The 24,343-nt window shown below is 33.0% G+C and carries 16 protein-coding genes; 14 read left to right on the forward strand and 2 right to left on the reverse strand.

Translation table 11 applies throughout. From position 1 onward, the window contains the following. The first annotated feature begins 105 nt into the window (after positions 1-105). Positions 106-1,248 (forward strand): cystathionine gamma-synthase, encoded by a 1,143-nt coding sequence (locus DMB68_RS14510; RefSeq protein WP_110347391.1) that lies wholly within the window; start codon positions 106-108, stop codon positions 1,246-1,248. Positions 1,249-1,300: 52 nt separating this feature from the next. On the opposite strand, the gene DMB68_RS14515 is transcribed toward DMB68_RS14510, so the two are convergent. Beyond that, positions 1,301-2,086, reverse strand: coding sequence for a THC0290_0291 family protein (locus DMB68_RS14515; protein WP_110347392.1), 786 nt, complete (start codon positions 2,084-2,086; stop codon positions 1,301-1,303). 326 nt (positions 2,087-2,412) lie between these two features. Here DMB68_RS14515 and gdhA point away from each other — a divergent pair, with 326 nt between their 5' ends. The 9 genes from gdhA to DMB68_RS14560 all read left to right on the forward strand — a co-directional run bounded on the left by gdhA (position 2,413) and on the right by DMB68_RS14560 (position 16,029). Continuing rightward, a complete protein-coding gene (gene gdhA, locus DMB68_RS14520) occupies positions 2,413-3,756 on the forward strand; it encodes an NADP-specific glutamate dehydrogenase (RefSeq protein ID WP_110347393.1) in 1,344 nt (447 codons plus the stop codon). A gap of 171 nt (positions 3,757-3,927) precedes the next feature. Further along, complete coding sequence (gene porZ, locus DMB68_RS14525; RefSeq protein WP_110347394.1) at positions 3,928-6,210, forward strand: type IX secretion system anionic LPS delivery protein PorZ; 2,283 nt, start codon at positions 3,928-3,930, stop codon at positions 6,208-6,210. An 11-nt stretch (positions 6,211-6,221) separates the two neighbouring features. Further along, complete coding sequence (locus DMB68_RS23800; protein WP_110347395.1) at positions 6,222-6,491, forward strand: acyltransferase family protein; 270 nt, start codon at positions 6,222-6,224, stop codon at positions 6,489-6,491. Further along, the gene (locus tag DMB68_RS14535) at positions 6,491-7,258 is read left to right on the forward strand and encodes an acyltransferase family protein (RefSeq protein ID WP_394335922.1); all 768 of its coding nucleotides are present in this window, start codon (positions 6,491-6,493) and stop codon (positions 7,256-7,258) included. The genes DMB68_RS23800 and DMB68_RS14535 overlap by 1 nt, the downstream gene beginning before the upstream one ends. Further along, positions 7,248-7,961 carry a DNA repair protein RecO gene (gene recO / locus DMB68_RS14540; protein ID WP_110347397.1) on the forward strand — a complete coding sequence of 238 codons (714 nt, stop codon included), beginning with the start codon at positions 7,248-7,250 and terminating at the stop codon, positions 7,959-7,961. Before DMB68_RS14535 ends, recO begins: the two co-directional genes overlap by 11 nt. Before the next feature lie 86 nt (positions 7,962-8,047). Continuing rightward, complete coding sequence (locus DMB68_RS14545) at positions 8,048-9,940, forward strand: outer membrane protein assembly factor BamB family protein (protein WP_110347398.1); 1,893 nt, start codon at positions 8,048-8,050, stop codon at positions 9,938-9,940. Between the two features lie 55 nt (positions 9,941-9,995). Next, positions 9,996-11,915: a hypothetical protein gene (locus DMB68_RS14550; protein ID WP_110347591.1), complete on the forward strand. Its 1,920-nt coding sequence runs from the start codon at positions 9,996-9,998 to the stop codon at positions 11,913-11,915. 202 nt (positions 11,916-12,117) lie between these two features. After that, positions 12,118-15,639 (forward strand): isoleucine--tRNA ligase, encoded by a 3,522-nt coding sequence (gene ileS, locus DMB68_RS14555; protein ID WP_110347399.1) that lies wholly within the window; start codon positions 12,118-12,120, stop codon positions 15,637-15,639. Positions 15,640-15,648: 9 nt separating this feature from the next. Further along, positions 15,649-16,029, forward strand: a complete 381-nt coding sequence (locus DMB68_RS14560; protein WP_110307084.1) for a TraR/DksA family transcriptional regulator — start codon at positions 15,649-15,651, stop codon at positions 16,027-16,029. Positions 16,030-16,271: 242 nt separating this feature from the next. Here DMB68_RS14560 and DMB68_RS14565 read toward each other — a convergent pair whose 3' ends face one another. Then, the gene (locus DMB68_RS14565; RefSeq protein WP_110347400.1) at positions 16,272-16,652 is read right to left on the reverse strand and encodes a hypothetical protein; all 381 of its coding nucleotides are present in this window, start codon (positions 16,650-16,652) and stop codon (positions 16,272-16,274) included. A gap of 890 nt (positions 16,653-17,542) precedes the next feature. On the opposite strand from DMB68_RS14565, the gene DMB68_RS14575 reads away from it, so the two are divergent. The 4 genes from DMB68_RS14575 (at position 17,543) to DMB68_RS14590 (ending at position 24,282) form a co-directional block, all read left to right on the forward strand. Next, entirely contained in the window at positions 17,543-18,142 is a 600-nt protein-coding gene (locus DMB68_RS14575; protein WP_110347401.1) for a lipoprotein signal peptidase, read from the forward strand. Positions 18,143-18,283: 141 nt separating this feature from the next. Then, on the forward strand, positions 18,284-21,442 hold the full coding sequence (locus DMB68_RS14580; protein ID WP_110347592.1) for a UvrD-helicase domain-containing protein: 3,159 nt from the start codon (positions 18,284-18,286) through the stop codon (positions 21,440-21,442). A gap of 73 nt (positions 21,443-21,515) precedes the next feature. Then, on the forward strand, positions 21,516-22,709 hold the full coding sequence (gene kbl / locus DMB68_RS14585; protein WP_110347402.1) for a glycine C-acetyltransferase: 1,194 nt from the start codon (positions 21,516-21,518) through the stop codon (positions 22,707-22,709). A 112-nt stretch (positions 22,710-22,821) separates the two neighbouring features. After that, positions 22,822-24,282, forward strand: a complete 1,461-nt coding sequence (locus DMB68_RS14590; RefSeq protein ID WP_110347403.1) for an OmpA family protein — start codon at positions 22,822-22,824, stop codon at positions 24,280-24,282. Positions 24,283-24,343: the final 61 nt, after the last annotated feature.

Genomic DNA, 24,343 nt, shown 5'->3' on the forward strand with positions numbered 1-24,343 from the left:
CTTAAAAAGTGTTAATTATACATAAAGGTAAGGACTTGTATCAGGATAAGAATAAATTAAACGGTAAATTTGTATAAAATTTAAGAATTTAAAAACACTAACTATATGAAATTCAATACTAAAGTGATCCATGGCGGACAGCATCATGATCCGGTTACAGGAGCGGTTATGCCTCCGGTATTTCAAACTTCGACCTTTGTTCAGACCAGTCCCGGACAGCCATTAGGTGATTATGAGTATAGCCGTGCATCGAATCCAACCCGAACTGCTTTAGAAAATGCATTGGCAAGTATCGAAAACGGTACCCGCGGACTGGCTTTTTCATCGGGTTTGGCAGCTACAGATTGTATTTTAAGATCTTTTAAGGCAGGTGATGAAGTAATTGCCATGGATGATTTGTATGGAGGTACTTATAGAATGTTTTCAAGAATATATAAAGATTCAGGGATTAAATTCCATTTTGTTGATATGACAGATATTACAAAATTGAAATCTTTGATTAATGAAAATACAAAACTGGTATGGGTTGAGACACCTACAAATCCGTTAATGAAATTAGCTGATATTGAAGAAATTGCCAAAATCACAAAAGAAAATAAAATCTGGCTCGCGGTAGACAATACTTTTGCAACACCTTATTTGCAAAAACCATTGGATTTAGGAGCAGATATTGTAATGCATTCAGCAACCAAATATTTAGGAGGTCACTCTGATGTTATCGCCGGTGCTTTGGTTGTAAAAGACCAGGCTATGGGAGAGCAATTACATTTTCAACAATTTGCAACCGGGGCAACATTAGGACCAATGGACAGTTTTCTGGTTTTAAGAGGTATCAAAACACTTTCGTTAAGAGTTCAGAGACATTGTGAAAATGGAGAAAAAGTAGTGGATTTTTTAAGTAATCATCCCAAAATCAAAACGGTTTATTATCCTGGATTAACAAGCCATCCGTTTCATGAAATTGCTAAAAAACAAATGAAAGCTTTTGGCGGAATGGTGTCTTTTACATTCGTTTCGGGTAAAAAAGAAGATTCAATTGCATTTTTAGAGAAACTGAAAGTATTTACTTTAGCTGAATCTTTAGGAGGGGTAGAATCATTGGCTAATCATCCGGCCTTGATGACTCATGCTTCAATTCCGGCAGATAAAAGAGCAGAGGTTGGAATTACAGATGACCTGGTTCGTTTGAGTGTAGGTATTGAAGATGCAGAAGATTTAATAGCTGATTTAGAACAAGCTTTATCATAAAAACAAAACCCCAACTCGCAAGAATTGGGGTTTGTTTTTTATATCGTTTTTTTTAGAATTCTAAATAATGTGAGTATCCAAAATTAAACCAAACCTGTGAATCTCTTGATTTATTTTCTTTATAAATATCACGGTTAGGATTTAATCCGTCAATCCAGTCTGAATCAAAACCCTGATAACGTACTTCAAAGAGTAAATCATTCATTTCATCTAGTTTATATTGTACGCCAACTCCAAGAAGTACAGAGAATGTTATGCCGCTCTCGGTTGCAAAACCGTATTGATGATCATCAGAAGGTACTAAATATTTATCAAAAGTTGTAGCTGGTGTTCCTAGTGGTCCAAGAGAAGAATTGGCGCTGGTATTATAGTAACTCGCCATAGCACCTATACTTAAATAAGGATAAAAACTACCTACATATTTTTCGAACTCATGTATTGTTGTAAAAGGCGAAAAATTTAACTGAGCTCCAATATTTAACAAGCTGGTTTTTCCACTCATGGCTTTTAGTTTTTCTTTTCCGGCTGATGGTTTGCCTTCTATCCATTTTCCAAAATGCTGGAAATTTGTGTGAGAGAAAGAAAGCTCAGAACGAACTTTAAAATGTTCGTTAAAATATTCGTTTCCGTTTGCGGCAGATGAAAAGTTTATCCAATGAACTGCACCAATTCCAAATCCGGTATTTCCGACATTGGTGGATTGATCGTGTCTCTGCCCATAGTCAGACTGAAAAGCTACAGGACCAGCTATGAATCCAATTTCGTAGGCTAATTGTGCATTTGATACCGTGGAAATACCAAATAATGTAAAAAGAGTTAAGGCTATTTGCTTGAACATGAGTTTTTCGGCTTTCAAATCATAGGCAAATATATAAAAAACATAACCGACTTTGAAATAATTAATTAGCCAATTAAAAAATAAGTAACGAAACACTTAAAAAACTAATCATAATTGTTGGTTTATATTGGAATATAATCGTTGTAAATGCAAACTTTAAATTTGTTTGAAAAATATGTAATTATTATAAAATTGTTATAAAAGTTAATTTTGAATTACGAATTTACTTTACCTTTGTTATGAATAACGAAAACGTTTTCTTAATGATGTTTTCTTATTTAATTGATACAAATAAATGATTTGTAAGCGTAATTTATTTCAAAATGATGAAACAAAAAATAAATGAGTTTATGGCTCTTGTAGAGTCAAAAAATCCAAATGAACCTGAGTTTCTTCAGGCGGTCAGAGAGTTTGCAGAAACGGTAATTCCGTTTATTGCTGAACAAAAAAAATACGATGGAAAAAACTTACTTCTTAGAATAGCTGAGCCTGAAAGATCAATAATTTTCAGGGTTCCGTGGGTAGATGATAAAGGAGAAATCATAGTAAACAGAGGATTTAGAATTCAGATGAATTCAGCAATAGGACCTTATAAAGGCGGAATCAGATTTCATCATACCGTAAATCTTTCAGTTTTGAAATTTTTGGCTTTTGAACAAGTCTTTAAAAACAGTCTGACCACACTTCCGATGGGAGGTGGAAAAGGAGGGTCTGATTTTGATCCGGAAGGAAAATCTGATGGAGAAATTATGCGTTTTTGTCAATCATTTATGACCGAATTATGCCGTCATATAGGTCCTGACTTAGATGTTCCTGCCGGAGATATTGGTGTAGGTGCAAGAGAAATAGGGTATTTGTTTGGGCAGTATAAAAGAATCAGAAATGAATTTACGGGTGTTTTAACCGGAAAAGGTTTGGCTTACGGAGGTTCATTGATCAGACCCGAAGCTACAGGTTATGGTGTTGTATATTTTACAGATCAAATGCTGCGTACTATTGGGCATGAAATCAAAGGGAAAAGAGTAGCTGTTTCAGGTTTTGGAAATGTTGCGTGGGGGGTTGCTTTAAAAATAAATGAACTTGGTGGTAAAGTTGTTACTATTTCAGGGCCTGATGGTTATATTTATGATGAAGAAGGGATTTCGGGAGAAAAAATAGACCACATGCTTGAAATGAGAGCAACAGGAGACAACAAAGCAGAAAGATACTTAGAGAAATACCCTAAAGCTGTTTTTCATAAGGGAAAAAGTCCTTGGGAGGTAAAAGTTGACATTGCAATTCCATGTGCTACTCAAAATGAATTGAATGGCGAAGATGCTAAAAAGCTTATTGATAATGGCGTTCTGTGTGTAACTGAGGCTGCAAATATGCCTTCTACATTAGATGCAATTAAATTGTTTTTAGACAATAAAGTACTTTTTGCTCCTGGAAAAGCTGCAAATGCGGGAGGAGTAGCAGCGTCTGGTTTAGAAATGACCCAAAATTCAATCCGTTTAAACTGGACAAGCGAAGAAGTAGATTTGAGACTAAAGGATATAATGATTGGGATTCACAACCAATGTAAAAAATATGGTGCTGAAGAAGATGGTTATGTGAACTATGTAAAAGGAGCTAATATCGCCGGATTTGTAAAGGTGGCCGATGCTATGCTTGCTCAGGGAGTCGTGTAGTTTTTATTTAGAATTTAAAGAATGCCTTCATTTTGTCCTTAAATCTGGATAAAATAGGAGGCATTTTTAGTTTCCCCATATTCTCAGTATAATTTAAATATTAATTTAAAACAGAACAAAAATCAAATACTTTCGTTTGTATTATATTTGTGAATCTGAATCTTCTAAATAATGAAAAAAGGTTTTTTATATATTTTGCTTTTAACAATTTTTCAATACAGCTTTTCACAGAGTAATTTGTCATGGGAAGGCTATTTTTCATATAATGAAATTAAAGATGTTTCTACAGCAGGGGCAACAGTTATTGCTGCTTCAGAAAATGCTTTGTTTTCTAAAAATTCAGAAACAAACAGTATTAAAACAACTACCACTATTGATGGTCTTTCCGGACAGACTATATCATCAATGTATTATAGTGAAGCTTCTAAAAAAACATTGGTAGGCTATGAAAACGGTTTGATGATTGTCATAAATGAAAAGGACGGCAGTATGTTGAAAGTTGTAGATATTATCAATAAACAACTGCCTTCGGGTATAAAAAAAATCAATCATTTTATGGAACACAATGGATTGATTTATGTTTCATGTGATTTTGGAATTGTGCAGTTTAATTTAACTACTTCGCAATTTGGAGATACTTATTTTATTGGTGATGCCGGAGCAGAAATTGCTGTAAAACAAACTGCTTTTTTTAATGGTTTTATTTTTGCCGCCACTTCAGGCGGTATAAAGCGTGCAAATAGCACTAATGCAAATTTAGTCGATTATAATCAATGGTCAGTTATAAATTCAGGTGATTGGTCAAGTGTGGAAACTTTAGATTCAGAACTTATTGCAGTTAATTCGGGAGGCTATATTCATCGTTATAATTCGAATGTTTTTATTGGTTTTTTACAGCTTCCGCAGTATTCTACAGATATGAGGGCAGTTAATCATAATTTATTTATTACAACACCCAATACCATATATATTTATAACAATCAAATGATTCTAAGTCGTCAGATTGTTAATACCCAGGTTTTAAATGCAAGTTTGATTTTTACCTGTGCAACTTCTTTAGGAGATGTTATTAATATTGGGACTAAAGATAACGGTTTATTTAGTTCTTCACTTTCTGTTTCTGCAGCGTTTGAGAATAATATGCCAGATGGTCCTTTGAGAAATAATGTTTTTGCTCTGGATGTTACTCCAAATGTTCTTTGGGCTGTTTATGGAGATTATAATTCCGGAATGAACCCATATCCTCTGGATAGTTATGGTGTTAGTAAATTTAGAGAAAAAGCATGGCTTAATATTCCTTATGAAGAAGTTTTTAACGCAAAATCAATAGTAAATATCATCGTGAATCCAAATGATGAAAATCAGGTATATGCAAGTTCTTATTTTTCAGGATTACTAAAAATTGAAAATGATGAACCAACTGTTTTATATAATGAAAAAAATAGTGGGTTAGAAACATTAACTTTTGTTGGTCCTAATTATATTGATGTTCGTATCAACGGATCAGCTTTTGATAAATCAGGAAACCTTTGGCTGACAAATAATATGATTGAAAACGGATTGAAAGTGTTGAAAACAAATGGACGATGGCAAAGCGTTTCCATGAAGACTATTTTAGCAAAACCCGAAGATGCGAGTTATACCGATTTGATTATTGATAAAAATGGGACGAAATGGATTTCAATGAATACCGAAGGGATTGTTGGTTTTAATGAAAGCACTAATACCTTTAAAAAAATAAATTTCGGTACAGATTTAGGAAATCTGCCAACAACAGACGTGAGAGCTTTATCAATTGATACTAAAAATCAATTATGGATTGGAACCACTAAAGGATTAAGAGTTTTATCGAATGTAAATAATTTTCAATCTGAAAGCCAATTAACCACAAAACCTATAATAATTATGGAAGATGGTTTGGCACAAGAACTATTATATGAACAATCTATAACCGCAATAGCCGTAGATGGATCCAACAATAAATGGATAGGGACATCAGATTCGGGTGTTTTTATGGTATCACAAAATGGTCAGGAAACAAAATACCATTTTACAATAAATAATTCACCTTTGCCGGCTAATGCCATAAACGACATCAAAATCAATAATAAAACGGGTGAGGTTTTTATTGCAACAACTAAAGGAATGATTTCTTTTAAAGGTTCAGCTACAGAAGCTAATGAAAATCTGAATAATGTATACATTTATCCAAATCCGGTTCGTCCTGCTTATTCAGGAACAGTTAAAATTGCCGGGTTAATTGATAAGGCAAATATTAAAATTACAGATATTGAAGGCAATCTGGTATACGAAACTATTTCTGAAGGAGGAACAATAGAATGGGATACAACAGCTTTTGGAAGATATAAAGTAGCATCCGGTGTATACATGGTTTTTGTTTCGGCTCAGGATGGAAGCGAAACAAAAGTAAAAAAAGTGATGATTGTTCGGTAAGTTTAGTGGCTATGAATAACAAAAATTGTTTTGATTTTTTAAGGTTTTTCTTTGCTGCAAATATTCTATTAGCACATCTTTCTGAACTTTCTCAAAATAAAAATCTGTATTTCTTGTCTGATTATTCTAATTCGGCAATTGGTGTAAGGGTTTTTTTTGTAATTAGTGGTTTTTTAGTAGCTAAAAGCTTTATTAATACATCGTCATTAAAAGAATATTTTATTAAAAGGGCAAAAAGAATTTTACCTGCCTCACTGTCGTTATTGTATTATCGGTTTTAATCTTTGCGATGTTTAGTACGTATAGTTTTTCTGAATATTTCACAAATGTAAATGTTTATCAATATTTAGGATGGAATTTAATTTTTCTGAATTTTATGCATCCCTGCCTGCCAGGACTTTTCGAAAATAATCTAATTTGCGCAGTAAACGGATCCTTATGGACTTTAAAAGTTGAGGAATCCTTTTATATCGTTTTACCTTTTATTTTCTACATTATAAAGAAAACAAAAAAAACTTTTGTTGTGCTTATAATAATTTATTTATTGTCCTTGCTATATTGGTTCATAACGGATGATGTATTAAATCAGCCACTATTGGCAAAACAAATGCCGGGTTATTTAGCTTATTTTTCAGTTGGAATCTTTTTAAATTTAAATCTGGATTATGTTTTGAAAAACAGAGTAAAATTATTTTTTACAGCTATAATTTCATTATTGATTACTGTTTTTTTTCATTTTCAAATAAATGTTTTTTATCCTGCTGCTTTCGGTTTGTTAATAATAATTTTGGCTTACAGCATTCCACTTTTAAATAATTTTGGGAAATATGGAGATTTTACTTACGGACTATACATCTATCACTTTCCAATAATTCAGCTTTTCAGGCAGTATGATTTGTTTAATAAATATAATGCTATTATTATGGGGGGTGCAGTTGTTTTACTTACATTAGTTTTTGCCATCTTCTCATGGTTCGTTGTCGAAAAAAGATTTTTAGACAGGTATAGAAATAGTAATACTAAGAAAGTTGCGATACATGCATTTTAAAACCAAAGCAATTGTTATTTCTGCATTAAAGTTTCAGGAAAAAAGTCTGATTGTAAAATGCTTTACACTTTCAAGTGGACTGAAGTCTTATTTTGTACGTGATGCTTTTTCAAGTCGGAAGGCAAGTCAGAAAATTGCTTATTTCCAGCCTTTATCTATTCTTGAAATAGAAGCTGTTCATAAAAATAAAGGTACTTTAGAAAACTTCAAAGAAATTAAAACTGCAGTTCCTTTCCAAAGCATTCATACCAATCTAGTAAAAAGTACGATGGTCATGTTTCTTTCTGAAATTTTGCATTATTCAATTCAGGAAGAAGAAAAAAATGAATCACTATTTGTGTTTTTAGAAACAGCGCTGATATGGCTTGACCATCACGATGAAGTTGTTAATTTTCATTTAATTTTAATGCTGGAAACAACAAAATATCTGGGTTTTTATCCGGATATTTCAGAGTTAGATTTGCCATATTTTGAAATGAATGATGGTGTTTTTGCAATTTTTAAAGGATTAAATTCTTTGACAGAACACGAAACAAATCTGTTTAAAAAACTACTCGGTTTAAAATTTGATAACGATCAGAAAGTCTTTCATGTAATAGAAAGACAAATACTGCTAAAGATTCTGATTGATTATTACAGCCTCCATTTAGATGGTTTCAAAAAACCCAAATCACTTGAGGTTTTGAAAGAAATATTTTCTTAATTAAAGTTTAATTTTCTATATATTCGCAAACAATTAATTTTAATCATAATTGCCACATTTCTATTCATTAATTTAAAAAATCTACTATGAAGAAAATTACTTTTTCTATTATTTTGCTTCTGGCGGTTTCGATTTCTGCTGTTTCCCAAAGGAAATATGATGAAATTGTTACAACAGAGAATGCTGTTCAGGATTTAGTGCAGAACCAAATTACAGGTGTTGTTGTATTTAAAGAGGGTGGAACTATAAAAGGTTTGGATCCGGAAACAAAAAAAATTGTATGGACTCTGACTAAAGATGATTTCGGAACAACATCAGCCGGGGATATTTTGAGTGATCCTGATTTTGGGAAAGTCTTTAAAGAGAAGAGTGCCTTAACCAGCGTTCCGGGTAGTCCATATGTAGAAGCTTACATTAATAATAAGTATATAATCATCAATACTGATTCCGGTAAAGTAGTCTACAATTCATCTAAGGAATCTTTCTGGGTTACTCAATCTGATTTTATTCCTGAAACAGATGAATACCTTCTTACATTGAAAAAAGATGGTGACATGGCAATTGCTTTATTAGACATGAAAACAGGTGAATTGAAATGGAATACAACTGTTGATAAAGCAAAATCATTATTTAGTTTTTCTTTCAAAGAATCTGCAAACACAAACATAGCAACAGTACACGGATCTGTTATTTACTATTTATTGTACGGAAAGCTATATTCATTTGACAGAGCTTCAGGAAAGTTAAACTGGAAAGGCGAAGAAGATTATTCTAAATTCTTTTTAACTCAAAATGATAAAAATATTGTTGTGGTTAATAATGCCGGAACTTTTTCTACAAAACAATATTTAAATGTATTGAATACTGATACAGGAAAAAGTATCTGGAAAGAATCTATCAAAACTAAAAGGGTTGTTTATCTGGAAGATTGGGGAACAAAAATCTTAGTGGCACACTACAGCGGTTTTAATTTTTATGACTTAAGTTCAGGTGAAAAAATCTGGAAAAAAGACGCTCGTGGAGACGGATTGAAAAGAGTTATCCCTATCGAGCAGGATTTCTTGTACGTAGCAGAAAATGAAATGATGCTAATCAACAAAGATGGCGAAAAGCTTTGGAAAAAATTCATTGAAATATCTGATGATAAAGAAGATCCGATTTATTATTTAGGAAAAGTAGGTGAAAAAGTAATGTACCTTACGGGAACTTACGGAAACATGGTAGATTACAAGTCAGGAGTTAAACTTTGGAAACGTAATATTAAGTTTGAAAAAGACCGTCCGGTATTGCCTGCTTATGACGAAGCTACAAATTCTTACGTAGTATATAATGACGAAAAATTATATAAGTTTGATCCAAGCATTAGCGATAAGCCTGAGCCTTTCGCAAAAGTAAATATCAAAAAAGAGAAAGAATTAAACAGTATAGAACAATTTCCTTGGGGAGTTGTACTCTCTGGACCTGTTGAAGTAATGGGTGTGAACGCGGACGGAACAATTAAATACCATCATGTCTACACACAGCCAGGAGAAGGAACTAGACGTCTTATTAAAAGTGCTGCTATTGTAGGGAGTATTGGTATGGGTGTAAGTTCAGTGGTAAGTGATATAAAAGGTGCTGAATTAACAATGACATACCGTGATTCTTCAGGAAATATGAGATCGATGGTTGTAAAAAAGGAAGATAAGACTAACCAGGATCAGGCAAAAGCCTATGCAGCTGGTGCAGCAGCTCTTGGCCTGGTAGCAGCTAAGTTTAATTCTCGTTTCAATGCGATGAAACAAAACAGAGATTTCTCTTATATTTTCGCAAAAGCAGATTCAGGAGAAAAAGTTTTGGTTAAAGTTAATAAAGTAGACGGGGTAGAGGTTGATAAAATTATTTTCAACAACAATAAACCGGTTTATGAAATTGACCCTGCAACTCAGAATATCTTTTATGTTTCTGATAAGTCTATTCAGATATTTAACAAAAAATAAAAAATATAAAACCTCTAAGGCCATCAGGATAAATTCTGATGGCTTTTTTTTGCCTATGAAAAAAACAGTACTCTTAATCGCTTTGCTTGTAATTGGTTTAGTACAGGCACAAGAAAAAATAAGCTCAAAAAAAAAGAAGTTTTATATACCCGTAATTAAATATTCAGAATTTCCTGTTCTTGATAATGCTTTAACGCAAACTACTTTTTATCAAATGGATAAGGAGTTGGTGCAGGAAGAAATTATTTTAAAAAAAGAATATTTTAACATTAATGGTTTTATAAAAGATCCTTTAAACGGTAAGTTAAAAATTTATTTAACAATTACATTGCCTAAATTTAATTCAACAAAAGTTGATAGTACTTTTGATAAAAAAAAGAGTAATTGGAAATTTGAGGTCTATACCCGATATGACGTAAGGATAAAAGTTGAAGCTAAATGCGCGGATAAAATTTTATTTTCTCAGGATTTTAATAGTCTTGAATCGCATATAATTGCAAGTTCATATGAAAAAGGGAATGTGAAATTTGCAGTAGATTCAAATAATAAAAGAATCGCACAAGCCATGAAGGATAATGATTATACTGCAGAAGAGCTCGGGATAGACAAAGTGATTTATGATTCTGTTGATAGAATTCAGGATTTTTTAAATTATAAATTAGCTTATTATGTGGATGAATCCAAGGAAAAATTTGAATTTGTAACTTCAAAAGGGCATTCTGAATATAATCAAATGCTGGCATTTGAAAACGAGATTACTTCTCAGATGGAGAAAGTAAGTCTGGAAAAAGGTTTAGATGAAAAATTGCTGACTCCGCATTTGCAATATCTGGAAAGTCTGTTGGTTAAATACCCTCCTTCGCCATTAAATGAAAACATTCGGTTCATTGTAACAAACAATTTGGCTGAGACTTATTTTATACTTGAAAATAAAGAAAAAACATTAATGTATGCTAATTTACTGATTGAGAACGATAAACAGGATTCCAGAGGATCTTCGATTATTAAAAGGGTAAATAAGGCCAATTTTGCTGATAAAAAAATTAGAAGTCATACAACCCGTTTTGCAGATCTTAAAAAATTAGGACTTAAAATTGCTGAAGAAAAAGAAGAAAAAAGGTTAGCTTTTTTTGAAAAAATAGAGCAGCAGGATGCAGAGTGGGAAACTGAAAAAGCGAACCGTGAAGCAAAGCTGGAAAAAGCTAAAATCCAAAGATATAATCTGCTGGATTCTATTCCGTATCAGCTTAATGCTAATTTGTTGGCAAAAGTGGTTGCCAGTCTGGGAGGAAGCGATGCTTTAAAAAAAATTGAAAAAGCACACCTTTTTTCTAAACTTACTATTGAAGGAAATAAAGTGCCTCAGACAGAAGAAAAATGGGCAACAAATTCTAATTATCTTCTTAGGAAAAAAATGCCTGAAAGCTATTATGAAATATTGAATGGAGCAGAAGCCTGGAGTCATGATGACCGTGAAAGCGGTGTAAATGCAAAATGGACAAAACTTACCTCTTATGATCATAATAATTTATCTAAAAATGCTGATTTAGTAAACTTTTTGACTGATTTAAGGCTCGATTTATGGAATAATTTTGAAGTTTTGGAAGATGAAATGTATGAAGGCAGATTATGTTATCATTTAAATTATTTTGAAAAAACATTAAGTACAGGAAACAGAACAATTCCAAAAACGGATTATCATGTTTTTATTGATAAAGAAAATTTCAATATAGTTTCAACAGAAAAAACAGAATTTGATAACGGAAATAAGAGCTTTTTCGAGAGAAAACTTTTTGGTGATTATCGTCCTGTTGCAACTCTGAATTCTGGAAAAATCCCACATAAAATTAATTATGAAATTGAAGATTTTAATGGCGAGACTTTGTATCAGGAAGTAAGGGAAAAAGTAGAAATAAACCCTGTTTTTGGAAATCGTATTTTTATGAAAGAAGTGTATTTCGGAGGATTTAAATAGTCTTTAATTTGTCTGAAAAGAAAAACTTAGAATTGATTACTTTTTGGTTTATTCACTCATATTTTTGAGATTAGTACCAGAAAGTAATCAATTCTTTTGTTTTTGAATCATTATCTTTTGATAAAAGTGTGAAATTTCAAGAAATTGATGGACAATAATTCAAAATTCCTTACTTTCGCACCTCGATTAAGAAAAGGATAAAATGAGTACAAAATTTACTGAATACAAAGGACTTGACTTGCCAACTGTAGCTTCTGAAGTTCTTGATTTTTGGAAGAAAGAAAATATATTTGAAAAGAGTGTAACCACTCGCGAAGGTGCAGAGCCTTACGTATTTTTTGAAGGCCCGCCTTCAGCAAACGGATTACCGGGAATTCACCACGTAATGGCACGTGCGATTAAAGATATTTTTTGCAGATATAAAACTCAAAAAGGTTTTCAGGTTAAAAGAAAAGCCGGTTGGGATACGCACGGATTGCCTGTAGAATTGGGTACCGAAAAAGAATTAGGAATTACAAAAGAAGATATTGGTAAAACGATTTCGATCGAAGAATATAACGAAGCGTGTAAAAAAACCGTTATGCGTTATACGGACGTTTGGAATGATTTGACCGAAAAAATGGGGTATTGGGTAGATATGGAAGATCCGTATGTGACTTATAAACCAAAATATATGGAGTCTGTTTGGTGGCTTTTGAAGCAAATCTACGATAAAGGTTTGTTGTACAAAGGTTACACAATTCAGCCGTATTCTCCAAAAGCAGGAACAGGATTGTCTTCTCACGAAGTAAACCAGCCTGGAGCTTACAGAGATGTTACAGATACTACGATTGTAGCACAATTCAAAACAAGTTTAAAAGAAGAGAAAATTATCAAGGCCTTTAATCTTGGGTCAGCTCCAACAGATGAGGCATATTTCTTGGCATGGACAACTACTCCGTGGACTTTGCCTTCAAATACGGCTTTGACAGTTGGTCCAAAAATCGATTATGTTTTAATTTTCACATATAATCAGTATACTTTTTTACCTATGATGGTAATTCTTGCTAAAAAATTGGTTGCAAAACAATTTTCTGGTAAGTATTTTGAAGTTGAAGAATTAGTTGAAACGGCTTCATATAATAAAAACGATAAAAAAATACCTTACAATATTATTTCGGAATGTAAAGGAGCTGATTTAGTTGATATTCGTTATGAGCAATTATTAAATTGGGCACAACCATATGAAAATCCAGAAAATGCTTTTAGAGTTATTTTAGGAGATTTCGTGACTACAGAAGATGGGACAGGAATTGTACATACAGCTCCGACTTTTGGTGCAGATGATGCTAAAGTAGCAAAAGAAGCAAAGCCAGAGGTGCCACCTATGTTAGTTAATTCATTTCATAACTTAATTGACTCTAATAATCCAAATAAAGAGAATAATATAGTAAAAGAAGATGAAGATTATTTTGCAAATTCGTCTTTTGAAACTAAGTATCAAATTTTAGTTCCACTTGTTGATTTACAAGGTAAATTTATTGATATTGATACCGTTCCTGAAAAGTTCAGAGGAATGTATGTGAAAAACGAATATTATGATGCAGGTGAGGCACCAGAGCGTTCTGCTGATGTAGAAATTGCTATTCAATTAAAAGAAGAAAATAAAGCCTTTAAGGTTGAAAAATACGTACATAGTTATCCACACAGTTGGAGAACTGATGAGCCGTTGTTATATTATCCACTAGATTCTTGGTTCATTAAAGTAACCGATGTAAAAGATAGAATGTTCGACCTGAACGAAACTATCAATTGGAAACCTAAATCTACTGGTGAAGGACGTTTTGGGAACTGGCTTAAAAATGCCAACGACTGGAACTTATCTCGTTCTAGATATTGGGGGATTCCATTGCCAATCTGGAGAACTGAAGACAAAAAAGAAGAAGTTCTTATTGGTTCTGTTGAAGAATTATACAATGCGATCGAAAAATCTATCGAAGCAGGTTTTCAAAAAGAAAATCCGTTTAAAGGTTTCGAAATCGGAAACATGTCTGAATCAAATTATAATTTAATTGATTTACACAAAAATGTAGTTGATGAAATTACTTTAGTTTCTGCTTCCGGGAAACCAATGAAGCGCGAAAGTGATCTAATCGACGTTTGGTTTGATTCTGGAGCAATGCCTTATGCACAATGGCATTATCCTTTTGAGAACAAAGACAAAATTGATGAGAATAAAGATTTTCCGGCTAATTTTATTGCAGAAGGAGTAGATCAGACCCGTGGATGGTTTTATACCCTGCACGCGATCGGAACTTTGGTATTTGATAAAGTAGCCTACAAAAATGTAGTTTCAAACGGTTTGGTGTTAGACAAAAACGGACAGAAAATGTCTAAACGTCTAGGAAACGCTACAGATCCTTTTGAAACAATTGCAGAATACGGTCCAGATGCCACACGCTGGTACATGATCTCAAACGCAAATCCCTGGGATAACCTGAAATTTGATATCGAAGGAATTGCTGAGGTGCGCCGTAAATTCTTCGGAACTTTATACAACACCTATTCGTTCTTTTCGTTATATGCGAACATCGATGGGTTTAAATATGCTGAAGCTGAAATTCCGTTAAACGAACGACCTGAAATCGATCAGTGGATTATCTCTGAATTGCATACATTAATAAAATTTGTTGATGAATGTTACGAAGATTACGAACCAACAAAAGCAACAAGAGCGATTTCTGATTTCGTTCAGGAAAACTTAAGTAACTGGTACGTTCGTTTATGCCGTCGTCGTTTCTGGAAAGGTGAATATGCGAAAGATAAAATTGCAGCGTATCAAACACTTTATACTTGTTTGCTTACAATCAGTAAATTAAGTGCTCCGGTAGCGCCATTTTTTATGGATAAGTTGTACAGAGATTTAACTGAATCGACGGGAACCGAGGATTTTGCCAGTGTTCACTTGGCTGAATTCCCGAAATTTGTCGAAAACTTTGTTAATAAAACGTTGGAAAGCAAAATGCAGAAGGCGCAAACGATCTCATCTTTGGTTTTGTCATTGCGTAAAAAAGAGATGATCAAAGTGCGTCAGCCTTTGCAAAAGGTAATGATTCCGGTACTTGACGACAATCAGCGTGCTGAAATTGAGGCGATTTCTGATCTGGTAAAAGCAGAAGTAAACGTTAAAGAAGTGGAGCTTTTAGACGATGCTTCAGGTATTTTAGTGAAACAGATTAAGCCTAATTTTAAGGCTCTAGGTCCACGTTTTGGAAAAGATATGGGGTTGATTTCTAAAGAGATACAAGGTTTTTCTGCTGAACAAATCAATCAGCTAGACAAGCAGGGCACGTTAGATATTGTTATTGCTGGAAATAATGTAACTTTATCTCTGGAAGACGTCGAAATAACATCGCAGGATATCGAAGGTTGGCTGGTTGCAAATTCAAACGGAATAACAGTTGCGCTTGATATTACAATCTCCGAAGAGCTAAAGAACGAAGGTATCGCGAGAGAATTAGTAAACAGAATTCAGAATATCCGTAAAGATTCTGGATTTGAGGTTACCGATAAAATTAAAGTACAAATAAAAAGAAACGGTCTTTTAGAAGAAGCAGTTTCAAAAAATGAAGACTACATAAAGTCTGAAACATTAACAGATAGCTTGACTTTTGCTGATGCTTTAGAAAACGGCACAGAAATTGAGTTTGATGATATTAAAACAATGATATTAATTTCAAAATAATATAGTACCATGATAGATGAAATTACAAGATACTCAGACGCTGATTTAGCGGAGTTCAAAGAAATAATCCAGGCAAAAATTAAAAAAGCACAAGAAGATCTTGATTTGATCAAAAGTGCCTATATGAACGATTTGAATAATGGAACAGATGATACTTCTCCAACTTTCAAAGCTTTTGAAGAAGGAAGTGAAACAATGTCTAAAGAAGCAAACTCTCAATTGGCTATAAGACAAGAGAAGTTTATTCGTGACTTAAAAAACGCACTATTCCGTGTTGAAAATAAAACATATGGTATTTGCAAAGTAACGGGTAAATTAATCGGCAAAGAAAGGCTTAAAATCGTTCCTCATGCAACAATGAGTATCGAAGCTAAAAACTTGCAACGATAATATCACCTTGAAATATATATAAATCAACGCTCCATTTAGGGGCGTTTTTTTTGTTTAATGTTTGGCTGTAGCTGACTTTAGGAGGGATGTTTGCATTTGAAGGAAATTGTTTGCAAATTTTCAAAATAAGCTAAATTTAAAAGTGTAATTTTGTAAGAATAGAAAAGATAAACTGGTTGTAAGTTTAAAAAGAATCGAATATAAAAAAACCGCCCTGGTTATAGTGGCGGTTTTAAAGTATATTATGCTAGATTTTTTTCTAATTCTGATTTGTGCTTTTTTAAAATTGCTCTCGTCATTCCTAAATTTGCTTTGGTTGCATCGGCAGCAAGATAAATCATGAACTTTTTGTTGGGAGAAATGTCGATAATGTGAATTTGATTTGTAAGTGTAATCAAAATATCTTCAATATCCTGGTTTAATCCTAAGGCTTTTACAGCATTCAATTTGGCTTTTACTACTTCAAGGTTATAAGCTGCTGCCAATTCAGGATCAAAAGCGGGATTAACGGTTAAGTTTCCAAAGCTTAATCCGGATTCAATTTCTGTTACAGCTACTGCTATAAAGCCATTTACGTTGGCTTTCATTTCATTTAAAAACACATTTAAAAAGTCGTTACTCATAATTAGTTGGTTTAATAGTTGATAGATTTATGTTATTTTAATAAGGTGTTTTTGCTAAGTTCATCTGCTTTCCGCATTAATAATCCAAGATTGCTTCCTTCTTTTGGAAAGGCAATTATAAAATTTGAACTGTTTATTTCGTTTCCTGTAACAACTCCATCAGTGGTTTTAAAAACAATTGTTTAAGAGAGCCTTTTTTTAAATTCGACAGAATTTATCACTCATAGATAAAATTGTAGCACTCATATAAGCAACGCTGTCTCCGTAATTTATATGCCGTGATGCGATTAATTTACCTTTTTCATCTAAGACTAAGGCTGATGTAGATTTAGTAGTAACTAAAAAAATCATTTAGTGCAGTGGTGATCTTATTCATGAATTTGTAGGATTTGGAAATGTTGTTAAAATTATTTTATTTTCGCCATTTATTTTTAAATATTTTAATTTTTTAGGTAAACAAGTGTTAATTTTTATTAACAAATATAAATTAAATTATGTATCATCGTACCGTGAATTGTTAATAATTTTAATTTCTTACTGTAAAAAACTTACATAGTTGATAAGGCGCTGAAATTCAAATAGGTGGGGTCATGTATGAAAGCAGAGTTATACAGTTTGAAAAATTGCGAATTAAATTAAAGTCTCAAATTGAGAAAGATGCCGCAAAAAAAAGTTAAGCCTGAAAAAGGGAGAAAAAGGATTGCTTAAATTTATCTCTGACTTTTTTGCTGATAGCCACAAATGAGATCCTAAAACAAATAATAAACAGAACTTATAATCTGCTTAACGATAACTTCCGGTAAATAGTTTTATTACAAAAGAATTAACGCTCCATAAGGAGCATTTTTTTTGATTTAATTGTTACTTTTGCCAACATTAAAATTCATAACATGTCATTAAGAAAAGCGTATCTCCTCATATTTATAATATTATTGATCGATCAGGTTTCTAAAATCTATGTAAAAACAAACTTTATTTTAGGTGAAGAGGTGACAGTTTTTAATTGGTTTAAAATTCATTTTATAGAAAATGAAGGAATGGCATGGGGGACTAAAATACCTGGAGAGTATGGGAAATTAATTCTAACTGTTTTTAGAATATTTGCCGTTTTTGGAATTGGATATTGGTTATACGATTCTGTAAAAAAACATGCGTCTTCTTATTTAGTTGTAGCAATTGCACTTATTTTTGCCGGTGCTGCGGGGAATATTCTGGATTCTGTTTTTTATGGAGTTATCTTTGATGGAAGTTATAATAATTTAGCGACTCCTTTTTCACCTGAGCCTTATGGAACCTGGTTTCATGGTTTAGTGGTAGATATGTTTTATTTTCCTATCTGGAAAGGGGATTTGCCTGCATGGATACCTTTTTTTGGTGGAAAACGATTTGAATTTTTTAATGCTATTTTTAATGTTGCTGACGTAGCCATTTCTACTGGGGTTGGAATTTTGCTTGTCTTTAATAAAAGAGCTTTTCCAAAAACGACATAATTTAAGGTATTTTAAAATATCCATATACAAGTTCCAAATTCCAATGTTTGATGCGTTTTATTGTATTCAGGTATTGGAATTTGGAATTTTTGCAATATTGGGGTTTTATGTGCTATTTTTACAATGCAAATACCTAAAATTATGCAAAACCCGTCTTTTTCAATTTATGATGCTTCTGCAGGTTCTGGAAAAACCTATACTTTGGTTAAGGAATATCTCAAGATTATTCTTTCTTCACCTAAAAATGATGCTTATCGAAATATTCTTGCGATAACTTTTACTAACAAAGCAGTTCATGAAATGAAAAGCCGGATTGTTGGGAGTTTGTCAGAATTTACCAAAGACGACCCTTCTGCGAAAGCTATTGATTTGATGGAAGATTTATCCCGCGAAACAGGACTTTCTGTAATTAAAATCAAAACAAAATCTCAGAATATTATCAAGCATCTTATTCATAATTATGCTGCTTTTGATATTTCTACCATTGATAAATTTACCCATAAAGTAATCAGGGCTTTTGCACATGATCTGAATTTACCTATGACTTTTGAGGTAACTTTGGATACCGAAAATTTATTGATAGAAGCTGTAGATGCTATTATTGCGCAAGCAGGTCAGGACGAAACGCTGACTAAGTTACTGATTGATTTTACGATGGAAAAGACTGATGAGGATAAAAGTTGGGATGTCTCACGTGAAATTCTGGAAACAGGGAGATTGGTTTTGAATGAAAATAACCGGAATGAGATTTTGCATTTTCATGATAAATCAATTGAAGAATTTGTTGCCATTAAAAAGAAGATGTCAGTTTTATGTGCTGATTTAGAAAAAGAAAATGCTGAATTTGCATTACAAGCACTGTTGCTGATTGATAAAAACGGAATTGATTTAAAATCATTTTCAAGAGGGACTTTTCCAAATCATTTAGAGAATATCCGCGACGGAAAATTCAACACGAGAAATAAAACTTTTCACGAATTTGATGATATTGCCATTAATAAAACGGCAAAAGACAAAGCGCTGATTGAAAATATTATTCCTGACCTCCTCCAGATTTTAGTAAAAGTTTATAAAAATTTCGAGAAGAGAGATTTTTACAAAGCGTTTCTAAAAAATATAACACCGCTTTCTTTGCTAAATACAGTTAGCAATGAACTGGTCAAAATTCAATCCGAGCAAAATATTTTATCAATTTCAGAATTCAATGCGATTATTCACCGCGAAATTCAAAATCAGCCTGCACCATTTATTTATGAACGTTTGGGAGAGCGATATCGCCACTTTTTTATAGATGAATTTCAGGATACTTCGGAGATGCAATGGCAAAATTTGATTCCGCTAATTGATAATGCGCTTTCTGGGCAGGATGATTTTGGTAATAAAGGAACTTTGATGATTGTTGGAGACCCAAAACAGTCCATTTATCGTTGGCGGGGAGGAAAAGCGGAACAATTTATTGAGTTAAGTAAAGATGTAAATCCGTTTAATAACCCCGATAAATTAATTAAACATTTAGATACTAACTATAGAAGTTATAGCGAGGTAATTGATTTTAATAATGCCTTTTTTAAATTAATTTCAACTGAATTCTCAAATGAAGATTATAAAAATTTATACGAGAATCATAGTTTTCAAAATACAAACTCTAAAAAAGGAGGGTATGTCAATATTTCATTTCTTCCTCTAATTGAAAAAAATGATTTTGCTGATGAAGAAGAAGTGACAGAGAAGTTGGATTTATATGTTCTGGCAACTCTAAATACAATTCAGAAAGTTATCCGTGGAGGTTTTGAATATAAAGACATTGTAATTTTGACTCGTAAAAGAGGTCAGGGAGTCGCTATTGCAAATTATTTGACTGAACAAAGTATCCCGCTTTTATCATCAGAAACGTTAATGATTCAAAACGCTACTGAAGTCAGGCTGATTATTCATTTGCTAAAGTATCTGAACAATAGTGTAGACTTGGAAGCTAAAGCAAATTTCCTGCATTTTTTAGCAAACGCTAAAGAGATAGAAATGCCAATTCATGATTTCATTGCAGAAGGAATGAATCAGAAACTTGAAAATGATTTTGAAAAGTGGCTTTTAGCTTTTGATGTCTCTCTTTCTTTTGAGAATATCCGAAAAAAATCACTTTATGAAGCTGTAGAAATTATTATATCTAAGTTTGTTCTTCCTTTTGAAGGAAATGCTTATGTGCAATATTTTCTTGATATTGTTCTGGAACGCGATATTCGTAATCAGGCAGGAATGGCTGATTTTTTAAATTATTGGGAGAAAAACTCAGAGAAATTCAGTATTCCGTCTCCCGAAGGAAATAATGCAGTCCGGATTATGACAATTCATAAATCGAAAGGTCTGGAATTTCCAGTTGTAATTATGCCTTTTGCTGAAGAAGATTATAACAGGAAGCCAAAAGATAAATTGTGGCTGGATACAGAAGATGAAGATTTGGGTGTGCCAAAAGCTTTAATTGATAATAGCAGCAGTGTTGAAAGTTTTGGTGAAAGTGCATCTGTGGTTTTTAATTTGAAAAAGCAAGAGGAGTTATTGGATAATATTAATGTTTTGTATGTTGCATTGACACGGGCTGAAGAACAATTATATGTTATTTCTCAGTCATTAAAAGAAAGAAAAGACGGGGAGTTTCCAAATAATATGGCTTCTTTTTTTATTAAATATTTGATGAATAAAGGAGTTTATGATTCTGAGAAATTAGAATATGAATTTGGAAATTCAAAAAAACTTTCTCCTTCAGGAAAAACATTAGATTCTTTAAAAACAATTCCGGTAGTTTCAGAGGTGTTAAATTTAAAAAATATTAAAATTGCTCAACGTGAAGCTTTAATGTGGGGTACACATCAGCAGGAGGCAATTTCATATGGAAATATTGTGCATGAAATTTTAGCTTTTGTAAAAGATAAATCAGATATTGATTTGGCGATTACAAAAGCAATCGAGAACGGATTGATAACATATAGTCAAAAAGAAATTGTTTTTAAAACACTTCAGGAAATTGTAAATCATCCTGAAATAAGCATTTGTTTTGATGGTGAAAATACTGTTTTAAATGAGCAGACAATTGTTCAGAAACAAGGTAAAACCTTAAAACCCGACAGAGTTGTATTGACCAGGAATATGGAAGCTTATTTGCTGGATTATAAAACTGGTGTCAAAAATCCTAAATATATGCATCAAATTCAGGAATATCAAAATGCGGTTGAAGATTTAGGGTACAAAGTGTTAAAAAGGGCCTTGGTGTATATAGGTACCGAAATTGATGTGGTAAATTTGTGATAAAATTAATCAGATGTTAAAAGGTTAAATGAGTTCTTAACTCGTTAATTTTTAACATATTAAAATCATAAAAATGTACGGAAAAATTAAAGAGCATCTGCAAAGTGAGTTGCAGACGATTGAAGAAAACGGGATTTTTAAAAAAGAACGTATTATAACTTCAGCCCAGGATGCTGAGATCACTATTTCTACTGGGGAAAAGGTTTTGAATTTTTGTGCTAATAATTATTTAGGACTTTCCTCGCATCCGGAAGTTGTTCAGGCAGCAAAAGATGCAATGGATACACATGGTTTTGGAATGTCGTCAGTTCGTTTTATTTGCGGTACTCAGGACATTCATAAAACATTAGAGAAAAAAATCGCTGAATTTTATGGTACAGAAGATACTATTCTTTATGCGGCTGCATTTGATGCTAATGGTGGTGTTTTTGAACCATTGTTAAGTGAAAATGATGCTATAATTTCAGATAGTTTAAATCATGCATCTATTATCGATGGTGTTCGTTTGTGCAAAGCCGCTCGTTATCGTTATGAAAATAGTAATATGGAGGATTTAGAGCAGCAGTTAATCAAAGCTAATGAGGCAGGTGCGCGTTTTAAATTGATTGTTACAGATGGCGTCTTTTCAATGGATGGTCTTGTAGCTCCGTTGGATAAAATTTGTGATTTGGCTGATAAATACGATGCAATGGTAATGGTGGATGAATGTCATGCCGCCGGATTTATTGGAGCAACAGGAAAAGGAACGCTTGAAGCAAAAGGGGTTATGGGAAGGGTTGATATTATAACCGGAACACTTGGTAAGGCTCTCGGGGGTGCAATGGGAGGATATACTACTGCTAAAAAAGAAATCATTGAATTACTTCGTCAGCGTTCACGCCCTTATTTGTTTTCAAACTCTTTAGCACCTGCAATTGTTGGCGCTTCTATTAAAGTTTTTGAGCTTTTAGAAAAAGATACTTCTTTGAGGGATAAATTAGAATGGAACACTAATTATTTTAAAGAAGGAATGAAAAAAGCTGGTTTTGATATTATAGACGGAGATTCTGCAATTGTACCCGTTATGTTGTATGATGCAAAATTATCTCAAACTATGGCCAATGAACTTCTTAAAAAAGGAATTTATGTAATTGGTTTCTTTTTTCCTGTAGTTCCTAAGGAAAAAGCCAGAATTAGGGTGCAATTATCTGCAGCACATTCGAAAGAACATTTAGATAAGGCAATCAATGCTTTTGTGTTAGTTGGGCAAATGTTAAAAGTTATATAATTACCATTTAATGCAATTTTTGTAGGTTTTTTTTAACATAACATTTTGTATTTAAAAAATTAGGTGTTACTTTTGTCTGTAATTAACTAAATTGTAATTAAAAAAAATAAGTATGAAACATCTTAACAAACTTTTTGTTGCTGTGTTAATGGCGATGGGTTTAAATGCTCACGCACAAGACAGTAACAATCCATGGGCTATCTCTTTTGGAGTTAATGCCGTTGATACCAGAACAAGTTCTGGTTCAGGAAGTGGTTTCTTTGATCAACACTTTTCTCAGCCATTTGCTGTAAAAGATAACTGGAATATTCTTCCTTCTTTATCTTATATTGGTGTAAGTAAATATGTAGGACATGGTTTTTCTGTTGGTTTACAAGGTTCTGTGAATAAAATAGATAAATATGTTCTTTTTGATCCATCTAGCCCAGATGCAGATTCTAGAGGAAATGTTGTTTACAATCCTGGTGATTTAATGTATTACGGAATTGATGCTACTATCAAATATAGCTTCCAGGAATTAATCAAATCTAAAGTAGTAGATCCTTCGTTATCTGTTGGTGGAGGTTATACTTTCTTCGGAGATAGTAGTTTTGGAACTGTTAATCCAGGTCTTGGTGTGACTTTTTGGTTTACAGATGCTATTGGTCTTGAGCTTGCTTCAAGATATAAATGGGCTTTTGGAGATAGAGAAGATGCAAATGGTGAGCCAGATGCTCCATCTCACTTCCAGCATACAGCTGGTTTAGTTTTCAAATTCGGAGGTAAAGATACTGACGGAGACGGAATCTACGATAAAGATGATGCTTGTCCGGATGTTGCTGGTTTAAAACAATTCAACGGTTGTCCTGATACTGACGGAGACGGAATCGTTGATGCTTCTGACGCTTGTCCAGATGTATTCGGTTTAGCTGCATTAAACGGTTGTCCTGATACTGACGGAGACGGAATCGCTGATAAAGATGATGCTTGTCCGGATGTTGCTGGTTTAGCTGCTTTAAAAGGTTGTCCTGATGCAGACGGAGACGGAATTGCTGATAAAGATGATAAATGTCCTACTGTTGCAGGTCCAAAAGAAAATGGTGGTTGTCCATTCTTAGATGCTGACAAAGACGGTGTTCTTGATAAAGATGACGATTGTCCTACAGTTGCAGGTCCTGCTAGTAACAGAGGTTGTCCAGAAATCACTACAGAAGCTTTAGAAGAGCTTAAAGTTCAGGCAAGAGCAGTTTACTTTAATTCAGGTAAAGCTACTTTCAAAACAGGAGACAAAGAAACTCCAGCTAGATTAGATGCAATTAAAGAAATCCTTAAAAACTATCCAAATGCGAAATTCAGTATTGAAGGACACACAGATAGTGATGGTTCTGATAAATTGAATTTAAAACTTTCTGAAGATAGAGCTGCTGCTGTTAAGAATGCTTTAATTGAAAGAGGTGTAAACGCAGAAAACTTAGAGTCTAAAGGTTTTGGTGAGTCTCAGCCAGTTGCAAGCAACAAAACTGCTGCAGGTAAAGCACAAAACAGAAGAACAGAAATTAGACACATTGGTTCTAAATATGAAGGTAAACTATAATTTACTTTTCTAAATAATTTTAAAAAGCCATTCTTAATTGAATGGCTTTTTTTATTTTTAT

This window comes from Flavobacterium hydrophilum, assembly GCF_003202405.1.
GTDB classification, from domain to species: Bacteria; Bacteroidota; Bacteroidia; order Flavobacteriales; family Flavobacteriaceae; genus Flavobacterium; species Flavobacterium hydrophilum.